The 11961-nt window shown below is 41.4% G+C and carries 9 protein-coding genes and 1 pseudogene; 9 read left to right on the top strand and 1 reads right to left on the bottom strand.

All coding sequences use genetic code 11. From position 1 onward, the window contains the following. The 8 genes and pseudogenes from FCR06_RS17960 to FCR06_RS17920 all read left to right on the top strand — a co-directional run. Positions 1-864: tetratricopeptide repeat protein (locus tag FCR06_RS17960; RefSeq protein ID WP_189523472.1), on the top strand; the 864-nt coding region annotated here is incomplete at its 5' end. Positions 865-897: 33 nt separating this feature from the next. Next, on the top strand, positions 898-1161 hold the full coding sequence (locus FCR06_RS32745) for a tetratricopeptide repeat protein (protein ID WP_223280182.1): 264 nt from the start codon (positions 898-900) through the stop codon (positions 1159-1161). Between the two features lie 708 nt (positions 1162-1869). Next, positions 1870-4457 (top strand): annotated as a pseudogene (nrdJ, locus tag FCR06_RS34805) (ribonucleoside-triphosphate reductase, adenosylcobalamin-dependent). Between the two features lie 144 nt (positions 4458-4601). Further along, positions 4602-4820, top strand: coding sequence for a hypothetical protein (locus tag FCR06_RS17940; protein WP_138502063.1), 219 nt, complete (start codon positions 4602-4604; stop codon positions 4818-4820). 475 nt (positions 4821-5295) lie between these two features. Next, positions 5296-5580 (top strand): RNA recognition motif domain-containing protein, encoded by a 285-nt coding sequence (locus tag FCR06_RS17935; RefSeq protein WP_138502061.1) that lies wholly within the window; start codon positions 5296-5298, stop codon positions 5578-5580. A 195-nt stretch (positions 5581-5775) separates the two neighbouring features. Next, positions 5776-6957 (top strand): pyridoxal phosphate-dependent aminotransferase, encoded by a 1182-nt coding sequence (locus FCR06_RS17930; protein ID WP_138502059.1) that lies wholly within the window; start codon positions 5776-5778, stop codon positions 6955-6957. A gap of 90 nt (positions 6958-7047) precedes the next feature. Beyond that, positions 7048-7485 carry a secondary thiamine-phosphate synthase enzyme YjbQ gene (locus tag FCR06_RS17925; RefSeq protein ID WP_138502057.1) on the top strand — a complete coding sequence of 146 codons (438 nt, stop codon included), beginning with the start codon at positions 7048-7050 and terminating at the stop codon, positions 7483-7485. A 153-nt stretch (positions 7486-7638) separates the two neighbouring features. After that, the gene (locus FCR06_RS17920; RefSeq protein ID WP_138502055.1) at positions 7639-8688 is read left to right on the top strand and encodes an aromatic ring-hydroxylating oxygenase subunit alpha; all 1050 of its coding nucleotides are present in this window, start codon (positions 7639-7641) and stop codon (positions 8686-8688) included. A gap of 7 nt (positions 8689-8695) precedes the next feature. On the opposite strand, the gene FCR06_RS17915 is transcribed toward FCR06_RS17920, so the two are convergent. Beyond that, positions 8696-9373 (bottom strand): SDR family oxidoreductase, encoded by a 678-nt coding sequence (locus tag FCR06_RS17915; protein ID WP_138502053.1) that lies wholly within the window; start codon positions 9371-9373, stop codon positions 8696-8698. A 386-nt stretch (positions 9374-9759) separates the two neighbouring features. Between FCR06_RS17915 and FCR06_RS17910 the strand changes: the two genes are divergently transcribed. Beyond that, positions 9760-11526, top strand: a complete 1767-nt coding sequence (locus FCR06_RS17910; RefSeq protein WP_189523471.1) for a WD40 repeat domain-containing protein — start codon at positions 9760-9762, stop codon at positions 11524-11526. Positions 11527-11961: the final 435 nt, after the last annotated feature.

Raw genomic sequence — 11961 nt, 5'->3', positions numbered from 1 at the left:
CTGGGAATGATCTACGCTAATAAAGGGGATGTGGATCAAGCGATCGCACTCTACAATCAGTGTTTGTCAATAGAAGAACGCATTGGTAATGTCCAAGGGAAAGCGGCAACCTTGCACCAACTAGCAGGTATCTACGCCAACAAAGGGGAAGTGGATCAAGCGATCGCACTCTACAATCAGTCTTTGTCAATAACTGAAAGCATTGGTGATGTCCAAACCAAAGCGGCGACGTTGCACCAACTGGGAATGATCTACGCTAACAAAGGGGAAGTGGATGAAGCGATCGCACTCTACAATCAGTCTTTGTCAATAGAAGAACGCATTGGTAATGTCCAAGGGAAAGCGGCAACCTTGCACCAACTAGCACGTATCTACGCTAATAAAGGGGATGTGGATCAAGCGATCGCACTTTACAATCAGTCTTTGTCAATAAAAGAACGCATTGGTAATGTCCAAGGCAAAGCGGCGACGTTGCACCAACTGGCAGGTATCTACGCCGACAAAGGGGATGTGGATCAAGCGATCGCACTCTACAATCAGTCTTTGTCAATAGAAGAACGCATTGGTAATGTCCAAGGCAAAGCGGCGACGTTGCACCAACTGGGAATGATCTACGCTAACAAAGGGGAAGTGGATGAAGCGATCGCACTGTTTAATCAGTCTTTGTCAATAAATGAACGCATTGGTAATGTCCAAGGCAAAGCAATGACTCTGTGGTGGTTAGGAGGTTTGGCAGAACAACAGGGTGAATACACTAAAGCGATATCCTATTTGCAACCAGCTTTAGAGATTTTGCAGCGATTGAAGTCACCACACGCTGAAGGTGTGCGTGCAAGTCTTGATAGGGTAATGCGTAATTCGTAAAATGTTCAAGGGAAAGCGGTGACGTTGCACTAACTGGGAATTCTCTACGCCAATAAAGGGGAAGTGGATGAAGCGATCGCATTTTACAATCAGTCTTTGGAAATAACTGAACGCATTGGTTATGTCCAAGGCAAAGCAATGACTCTGCGGTGGTTAGGACATTTGGCAGAACAGCAGGGTGAATACACTAAAGCAATATCCTATTTGCAACCAGCTTTAGAGATTTTGCAGCGATTGAAGTCACCGGATGCTGAAAGTGTGAGTGCAAGTCTTGATAGGGTAATACGTAATTCGTAATACTTCGGCTACGCTCAGTACAAGTTCGTAATTACTGAAAGATTTTTGTCTCACGCAAAGACGTAGAGGCGCAAAGAAGAAGGCAAGAGTGTGATTTAAGTAAATGAAAATTCCTGTAATGAGTCTTTGATACTTGTGGACGAGTCTTTGATACTCGTGGACGAGCCTTTGATACTCGTGGACGAGCCTTTGATACTCGTGGACGAGCCTTTGATACTCGCGGACGAGTCTTTGATACTCGTGAATGAGTCTTTGATACTCGTGAATGAGTCTTTGATACTCGTGGACGAGCCTTTGATACTCGCGGACGAGTCTTCGATACTCGTGAATGAGTCTTTGAGCTTCATTAATGAACCTCGGAGCTTCGTTGATGAGTCTTTGAGCTTCATTCGTAACACCTTGGAGCTTCGTGAATGAGTGTTGACAGCAATTCAGGTGAGAGAATCAGGATCTACGCCGAGCGATCGCAAGCTTGTATAAGTCACAATCAGCCTCAAGATAGAGAGAAAATTTACTTATAAAGTATTTGCAATAATTAAAACTTGGTAGATCAACTCTACTTAGGAGTGATGAATATTATATATCATGAAGTTATGTTGCAATTAGCACGGCGTAGCGCTAGCGTAAAGTGGACAATTTGACAATCTTTAATCCTAAATTTAGTTGGCGTATAGTCATAATCTGTTCGCACGCAACAAGACTTGATTTATGGTTCAAAAGCTCGAAACAAAACGCCAGAGCAGAGGGTTTCCAGAGACTGCTCCTGCTGCTAATCCTGTATTCTTTAGAACCTATAGCCGCCGTACTAAGGCAGGGTTGAGGGAAACATGGGATGAGGTATGCGATCGCACTTTACAAGGCTTAATCGAGTTAGGGAAACTCGCAAGAGAAGAAGTTGCCATACTAGAACGGATGCAGCGCAGCTTGAAAGCTATGCCTAGTGGCCGCTGGTTATGGGTTGGTGGTACAGATTGGATAACCAAACCAAAGAATTTTTCCGGGGGTTATAATTGCACTTCCACCAATTTAGAAGACTGGAGTGCTTTCGGATTAATGATGGATCTGGCAATGATGGGCTGTGGTACTGGAGCCATCCTAGAACCACAATATATTAACCAGTTGCCACCCATCCGTAACCACTTGAACGTCACTGTAGAAGGTGAAATTGGTAGTACTGTTAAAATTGAGCGTCGGGAATATACACAAACACATATACAAGGCAACAAGGTTACTATCCAGGTTGGAGATAGCCGTGAGGGGTGGGTTGAATCATATCAAACCCTCCTAGAACTCTCCACTAACGAACGTTTTTCGGCAGATGTTGAAGTATTAGTTGATATCAGCGATGTTCGCAAAGCTGGAGAAACTCTTAACGGCTTTGGCGGAGTTGCTAATCCTGTAAAATTGCCAGGACTTTATCAAGGTTGTGCATCCATCCTGAATAAAGCTAAAGGGCGACAATTAAATTCAGTTGAATGCTGTTTGTTAATCGATCAAGCGGCTGTGACAATTGTTGCTGGCAATATTAGAAGAAGTGCGGGGATGCGTCAGTTTGATTCTGGCGATCACTTGGGAGCAACAGCCAAAGATAACTTATGGCAACAGGATAAAGAAGGCAACTGGCGAATCGATCCAGAGCGTGATGCTTTGAGAATGGCAAATCATACTAGAGTTTTTCACCGCAAGCCGACATTAAAAGAATGTATTGATGCTGTCCGCAAACAATATTACAGTGGTGAAGGTGCGATTCAATGGGCTGGTGAAGCTGTAGCCAGAGCAAATATAGATTTGTTGCCAACACAAGCTTTAAAAATTGATTTTTTGAAAGCTTATGAACAAGGAACAGCGAAACAATGGTTTCAAGAACGCTATCCTCAGCTTGATGCTAAAGAGCTAGAACATCGTTTGGCTCGCTATGGGCTAAATCCGTGTGGTAATTGATTTTGCCTCACGTTAAAAACCTCGCAAAAACGGGGAAAGCTGAGATGCTAATCCCGTGGTAATCAAAGGAAGTAAAAAGCCTTTGACACCGTACAGCGTAGAGAGTGAAACTAGATGAAACCGAAAATTGTTCTCTAGAATATAATCTCTCCAAGAGTGCGGGGACATATGTAAAAAGTACTTTTATTAATGAAGTCACATATGCAAAATGTACGCGGAGCTACTGCAAATAATCAAGCAGTAGAACTAGAGGATAAAAAGCCTTTAGGATAACAAAATTGGAAATCATCGGCTCTAATTTCCACTGTAATTTGTCTGAGGTTCACCTCAATCAAATTGACCCATATAACTACAAAGAACAAGAGGAGGCTTTCACTGCTGGGGCGCTATCTGTAGCCGCACTTTTAAATCACAAATTTCTGGATTCACGCTATCAATACAGTCGTGAAATAGACCCAATAGTTGGAGTTTCTTTTACAGGTTTATTTGATTTCTTTGTCCATGCCTTTGGTGTTGATTGGCTGCGGTGGTGGTCAGAAGGAAGACCTGCAACTTCCGAAGGATTAGCTTTTAAGCACGAAGAAGAGAAATATTTAAGTTTTTGGAAAGATACTGTGCATCGAGTTGTTTGGGATTATTGCGATCGCCACAATCTCAAACGTCCAAATCGCTGCACTACAGTTCAACCGAGCGGTACTAAGGCTTTATTAACTAATGCAAGTTCCGGATGGCATCCTCCCAAAGCCCAAAGATTTATTCGCCGCATCACCTTCGGCAAAAATGACCCCGTAGCTTTAGCCTGCATTGACTATGGTTACAACGTTATTCCTTCGCAATCAGACAAAGATGAACAAGGCAATTTACTCAACGATCCCTTCGATCCACGCGTCAGTGAATGGCTTGTGGAAATCCCCGTTTCTGTACCTTGGGCTGATTTACCTGGGGCTGATAAAATTGATATTTCTAAGTTTTCAGTCCTAGCCCAGTTCGATTTTGTCCTCCAGGTTCAGCGTTCTTATGTAACTCACAACACATCGGCAACCTTAGAACTCCGCTCTGATGAAGTCGAAAGCCTTGCAGAGCGCATTTACCAAAGTATCCAGAACGATGAAGGATATATTTCCGCAGCTCTTTTAGCCCGCTTTGACGATTTGCAATCATTCCCACGTTTGCCGTTTGAACCAATAGATAAAGCAATTTATGATCGCTTAACTCAAGAAGTAAAAGCACGGCGCAAAACAGATGATTTCTGTGGAGTCCTAAGCCGCTACGATTTAGGGGAAATGACAGAGGCTGGCCCTAGCGGTTGTGACTCTGATAAATGTATGTTTCCCGACCGGGAACCAAGCTCATAAGGGGAGATGGGGAGTGTCGGGAGAGAGGCGGGAAAGATTTTTCCCCACACCTCCCACACTTTCAATGCCCAATGCCCCATTCCCTAACACGTTACGATTGATTAATAAGTAATAATTTTTGAGCCCAAAACCAGGAGACTTTTAATGTTCATTGATGAATTGTCACCTATATTCAGAGAATTTACTCAGCACCCAGTGTCATTTCTTGGTGGGTTATTCTCTGGTGTGCTTCGACTCAATCTGGGAGACGATCCCGTTAAAAGCTGGTTAGATCAACAAATCTACCCAAATAGTTACACTTCCAACACAACGGAGGCAAATAATGGCAAAGCCACTGGGCCTCAGCGAATTGCGATTGACTAAATTCTTGGGTAATCGCCAATTGAGTTAATTAGACCTCTTGCAAAAGTTTTCTAACACCCCACCCCTAGCCCCTCCCCGCAGGCAAAAAGGGGAGACCTTGATGTAAGTCAAAGGCTCTTTGGGGTTCTTTTTTTGATTTATGCAAGAAGTCTACTGTTTTGTGACAAACCAGCTCACCCTACCTTGTCAGTGTCCCTTTGGGTCTTTATTTATAGAGGAATTAAAGACTGTGGGGGGTGAGAAATATTGATTTTATGTAATCAGAGTTTGTAAAATCTCGTACTTTGAAAAACGTCACAATCAGTTATTATATGAGCGTATGCGGAAGTTCAGCCAATCTTACCTGATTTACTGCTCCCCTCAAACATTCACTAAACTCTTGTTGAATCAGAGAGGAATATGCAATATTTGCAATTTTGTTAAATCTGTTTTCAGCTGAACTAATCGCTTTTTATTGAAAATTACCCAATCTCACATGACTATTTACGTTGGAAATCTCTCCTACCGCGCTACTGAAGCAGACTTAAGAGCAGCGTTTGCAGACTACGGCGAGGTCAAAAGAGTTGTCTTGCCTACTGACCGGGAAACAGGACGACTGCGGGGCTTTGCCTTTGTTGATATGAATGAAGATGCTCAAGAAGACGCAGCCATAACCGAATTAGATGGTGCAGAATGGATGGGTCGTCAATTGAGAGTTAACAAAGCCAAACCACGAGAGGATAACCCACGAGGTAGCTGGTCAAAAAAACAAGATTTCTAATTAAAAATGAGTTTGCAGTATAGCAGATTATTTCATAGTCATGCAAGACAAAGTGGCTGAAATTGACTTGAAGCAATTAGGCAACAAATAACTTGATAGAACAACGTCCGACTAGTTGCGATCGCTTAAATAAATATCACGACTAGTCGGTTCTTCTCCAGCAAAAGATACTATAGTCACCTTGGACATGGAAACATGGAATCCCTAACCTCTCGTATGCAGGCAATACAGTCGCCGATTATTCCTGTGGTTGGGGAGCTGATTAAAAATTCTCCTGGAACAATCTCTTTAGGACAAGGTGTTGTTTATTATAGCCCTCCACTGGAAACAATAGAGTTTTTGCCGAAATTTCTCGCCGAACCTGCGAATCATCTATATAAATCAGTTGAAGGAATTCCGCCGTTACTGACAGCACTTGCAGAAAAATTGCAAGCTTTCAATGGTATCGAAATCAATCAGCACAACTGCATCGTCGTGACTGCGGGGAGCAATATGGGATTTATGAATGCCATTCTAGCGATCACCAACCCAGGCGACGAAGTTATTTTAAATACACCCTACTATTTCAACCACGAAATGGCGATCGCAATGGCTGGTTGTCGTCCGGTGTTAGTGGAAACGGATGAAAATTACCAATTGCAAACAGAAGCGATTTCTCAAGCAATTACTTCCAAAACCCGTGCTGTGGTAACCATTTCACCGAATAATCCCACTGGGGTTGTCTACAGTGAAACAACATTGCGCCAGGTAAATGAAATCTGTAGAAATCGTAGCATTTATCACATCAGCGATGAAGCCTATGAATACTTCACTTATGACGGAGTAAAACATATTTCACCTGCTGCATTTGCTGGTAGTAGCAAGTACACTATTTCTCTCTATAGCCTTTCCAAAGCCTACGGTTTTGCAAGTTGGCGCATTGGCTACATGGTAATTCCCAAACACTTACTTGTCGCCGTTAAAAAAGTCCAGGATACAATTTTAATTTGTCCACCAGTAATTTCCCAATATGCAGCTTTAGGAGCATTGCAGGCAAAACAAGAGTATTTCAAGGAAAATATTGGAGCGATCGCTCAAGTACGACAAGTAGTACTAAACTCGCTCAACCGTCTCCAAGATTTATGTATTATTACACCCGCCAATGGCGCTTTTTATTTTTTCTTGAAAGTTTATACCCAAATTGATGCTTTTGAATTAGTTAAAAAACTCATTCAAGAATATAAAGTGGCAGTTATTCCAGGTACAACCTTTGGCATAGATAATGGCTGCTATTTACGCGTTGCTTATGGGGCGCTGCAACAACAGACAGCAAAAGAAGGTATAGATAGATTAGTGGAAGGTTTGCAAAATATAGTTAGCTTGAACAGATGCGATTAACCCAAGTCTTTCCAGGAGTTAATATTAAATTTTCCTGGGCATTGCGCTGTGTTAGCATACTTTTTATGAAGTCATAAATCCAATTAAGAGATGCCAATTATTCATAAATTAATTGAAATTGAAACTGAACAAAAAATTAATATTTATAATCTAACGACACAAATCAAAGATTTTATTGCTTCAACATCAATTAATAATGGACAAGTTTTAATATTCTCTCGACACACTACAACAGCTTTAGCTATCAATGAAAATGAAGTCAGATTGTTAGAAGATATAAAAGTATTTTTGCAAAAATTAGCACCAGAATCAGACAAATATTTACATAATGATTTGCATTTAAGAGATGTTCCAGAAGATGAACCAATTAATGCTCACTCTCACTTAATGGCAATGATGCTCAGCACTAGTGAGATAATTCCGATTGTCGATGGTAAATTAGCTTTGGGAACCTGGCAATCTGTATTGTTTTTTGAGTTGGATGGGCCGCGCAAAAGAACAGTATTTGTCCAAATTTCTGGTGAATAATCCAACCTGATACCTAGAAGGCTCGCATATTATCCCAAATTTGAGAAAATTAGGAACATGCCTAAAAATTCATCGTCCCAATTTGAAATTTGAGATTTTGGAGACTGTTCTAGTCATCTTTAACATCCTATTTATCTAAATTTGATATTAATTATGAAAAATAACGATAACTTTTTCTTGCGTAATATTTGGTACTATGCTCTGCCTAGCAATCAGATAAAGCCAGGTATGATGGTGAGCCGCATCTTCTTGGGAGAACCAGTGCTGTTAATTCGCGATCGCGATGGTAAAGTGTCTGCAATGACCGATATTTGTCCACATCGAGCTGTGCCATTGAGTTGCGGGCGATTCGATGGGCAGGAAGTAGAATGCTGCTACCACGGTTGGCGCTTTAACTCTGGTGGACGCTGTACTGCGATCCCGTCTCTCGTGGAAGAACAAAAGATGGATTTGAGTCGCTTTGACGTACAGTCCTATGCAGTCCGGGAAATGCAAGGAAATATTTGGATATATATGCCCGATCGCGATCGCCCCCAGCCTCCGGAAATGGACATTCCAGTAATTCCAGGATTCGATGAACAACCGCCCCAGTTTGTCGAGGTGATGCGCTTCCCCTGTTTTATCGATCATGCAGTGGTGGGTCTAATGGATCCGGCTCATTCACCTTATGTTCATCAATCCTGGTGGTGGCGAAATCAGCAATTGCATGAGGAAGTGAAGCAATTTGATGCTTCACCCTATGGTTTCACAATACCGCGCCACCGATTGCCAGCGAATGGGGGTCGATTATATTGGCTGATTGGCGGTGGTGTACCAGAAATAGAGATTTCTTTTCGCTTACCTGGGGTCAGAGTTGAACAAAGCACAATTGGCAAGCATCGAGTCGTTAATTTAACCACAGTTACACCCATTTCAGACACCGAAACCGAGGTAACTTTTTCTATTTACTCGACACTTCGTTGGGTAGGCTTTTTTAAGCCACTGCTACATGTTTTAGCGCAGACTTTCTTAGGACAAGACCGAACAGTAGTGGAAAAGCAGCAAATTGGACTCAAATATAATCCGGTGCTGCGACTAATTAAGGACTCAGATATGCAGGCACAGTGGTATTACCAGTTGAAGCGGGAATATGCCCGGTCTCTTGCAGAAGGACGGGAATTTGTCAACCCTGTTAAGAGTCAGATACTTCGTTGGCGTGCCTGATTAGCGATTAATCTAAGCTAAATTCGGCAAATTCTATTTGCCCAAATAGCATATTTCGGTCTACCGCTGACAAGATTTTGTTAGCCGTGCGATTGCTATTTAAACAGCCACAAACTAACTGCGCTACATCTTGGCGATTGATGCTACCAATAACGTGCGGATCTTCAGTTAAAACACCATTCCCCGTTGCAGGCTCAGACTTGAGTCCACCAGGACGGATGATGGTGTAGGTGAGTCCGCTAGCAACTAAGTATTGTTCAGCTTTGTTTTTCTCAGCTAAAACTGTCCCCAGTGCTGCTAAAGCTTGGGGAGACAAAGCGCTTACACTATTGCCAGCACCAATGGAAGACACAAGAATGAACTTTTGGACTCCAGCTTTCACTGCTACGTCAATCAGATTTTTATTACCGAGGTAGTCTGGTTTTTCTGCATCTGTTGGTAAACCGCCAATTGTACTGATAACAGTGTCAATAGGCTCCTCTGCTAAAATTGCACGTTGTAGATCGTCAACATTTAAGGCATCTCCCTGAACTACTTGAATACCAATTTTTTCTAATTCACTAGCAACTGTTAGTGTTCTCAAGAGTGCTTTTACCTTTAGCTGTTGCGCCCTCAAATATTGAGCAATTTCTCGACCTACGCCGCGACTCGCGCCAGCTAGAAAAATGTTAGATGCACTTGTCATAGTCAGCTTAACTATTAATATTCAAAGGATTTTATCAAAATATTGGCAGTAATCAATAATTGTTTCAGTATTTGCCTCAATCTCAGCACTAAAGTGCTTACTACGAACTTTTTTAACCTCGGTCGATTAGGCTTGGTTGACTGCTAGAACTGTTTCCCTAGAGACAGTATCTTGTTTTCAATCTCCGTTAGAATTAATTGAAATCATCTAAATTCTATGTAGCTCAGCTACATCTGTTTATCAAATGTCTAAGTGCTATCCAGATACTTATACTTGTGTTTTATTAGACTACTAAAATTACGAAATTTTTAATTAACTAAAGATTATAAACTTGAGTAATTCCATTGGTATAGCTTACCTTAGGTATGCAATAGTACGCCCCTCTAATGCAGATGGATTGGATTAGCTTACTCAAAGCTCAACAAACTGATTTCCTTCAACGTGTGAAAAAACCTAAAACTTACGACTTGTCTTTACTCGAAAGTCAAGTCAAAGGTTGCCACACAGAAATTATGGCATTTTGGGGTGAGCCATTGGCAAAACTCCAAGAACTTTCTCGTCAACAAGCAGAGGTTCTTGCTAAAAATCCACCGCCGATGCCGCCTGAATATCCCGAGCCTCCAGATTGGATGATACCTTTTCCGATATATTTCCAGCAGCAAGCCCAAGATTATCTTTTACGGGAGAAAATTGTCGATCGCATAATTGCTGAACGTCTAAGTAAGTTAGTTAAAAAAATTCCCCAAGACACCTTGCAAAACATCACTTTAGATGATGAAGGAAATTTATGCGGTCAAAGCAAATTTACTTATGTACTTAAAGATAATCCTCACCTCAGCGTTCAAGTTTATGTTGCTGATGGCGAAAGTTTTAATAGTATTAAGAAAGACAAAATTAAATGGTCGGTGACTCAAGATGATTTGAAAAATCACCAAGTATTAATTTTTCTATGTTTGTTTTATCCATACATAGGTAAATTAGGTGACGAAAGACAAAGTATAATAACTGGATTTTTACCTACAAATCAATTAGAATTTCCGGAACCAAAACTCCATATTACTCCGACTAATTTGTTATATGCAGGGGGATTGAGTTGGTATTTAGAATCACTTATTGGCAAAAAAAACACATCGTCAGTAATTAATCAAAGGACGATAGAGACAATACAAACTCTACCACCAGAGCATTCTCTCAAAAAGGTAGTAGGTGACTGGGAATGCTGGCAGACTTTAAAAGGACACAGCAGAGGAATTAATTGCTTGGCTTTTAGTTCCAGGTGTAATAATGGGAAAATTTTACCTATATTGGCAAGTGGTAGTCGGGGAGAGACAAAGCTTTGGGATTTAAGCAAAGGTGAATTAATAGATACATTATCAGAGTATCCTTGGGTGATATCTGGGCTAGTGGATGAAGTGAATTCCTTAGCCTTTAGTTCAGATGGACAGACTTTAGTGAGTTGCGGTGCAGACTCGACAATTAAAATCTGGCATGTGGGCGCTCTAGACTTAATAGATATTCTGCACAAACATCATGGGGTAGTGCGCTGTGCTGCGTTCACCCCAGATGGCAGAATGTTAGCGACAGGCGGAGACGATAGAAAAATTCTGTTTTGGGATTTGATTCACCGTCAGGTAGCGATCGCTCTTTCTTTAGATGATACAGCAGCTCATTCTTTGGTTTTGAGTCCAGACGGGCAAACTGTGGTCACAGGTAGCTATCGTAAAATCAAAGTTTGGCAGATTTCACCCGATACGGGAATCCTCAGTTTAAAAGATACACAACCGCTGCATACCCTAATGGGTCATTCTCACATAGTTGGTTCCTTGGCGATCGCTACAAATGGTAAACTGCTGGTGAGTGGTAGCTGGGATCAAACGATTAAAGTTTGGCAACTAGAGACTGGGGAATTACTCCATACCCTTAAAGGACATAAAGATAGAGTGTATGCGATCGCCTTGAGTCCTGATGAACAAATTATCGCTAGCGGTAGTGCCGATCAAACCATCAAATTATGGCATCTGCAAACCGGAGAATTGCTGGGTACGTTTACAGGTCATGGGAATATAGTTACAGCATTAGCTTTCACAGCTTCCGGTGAGATGTTAGTTAGCGGAAGTTTGGATAAGACAATTAAAATTTGGCAACGGAGTTAATGTAATTGGTAAGCTAAACCACATCTAGTTTGCATATCTAAAATTTATATAACTCTTATGGAGTGGGCATCTTGCCCACTCTAATTATGCAAGTTAAATGTGGAACAGCTTAATTGTGGAGTCTTTGAGACTCGTGGATGAAGCTCAGAAGTTCATTAATGAGTGTTTGAAGTGCTTTAATGAGTATTTGAGGTTCATTAATGAGTGTTTGAGGTTGATTAATGAGTATTTGAACTCCTTTAATGAGTGTTTGAGCTTCATTAATGAGTGTTTGAACTCCTTTAATGAGTATTTGAKCTTCATTAATGAGTGTTTGAACTGGATAAATCCACCTTTGATACTCGTTAATCAGTTTTTGATACTACTTTCTACGTCTCTAGGCCTCTACGTAAAACTTAACACTGTACTAACAGCGTTTACAAGTAGCAAGTGAAG

This window comes from Nostoc sp. PA-18-2419 (genome assembly GCF_005869855.1).
Lineage (GTDB): Bacteria > Cyanobacteriota > Cyanobacteriia > Cyanobacteriales > Nostocaceae > Nostoc.
The sequence above is the reverse complement of the archived record's forward strand: the minus strand, read 5'-3'. Positions and strand labels throughout refer to the sequence as shown.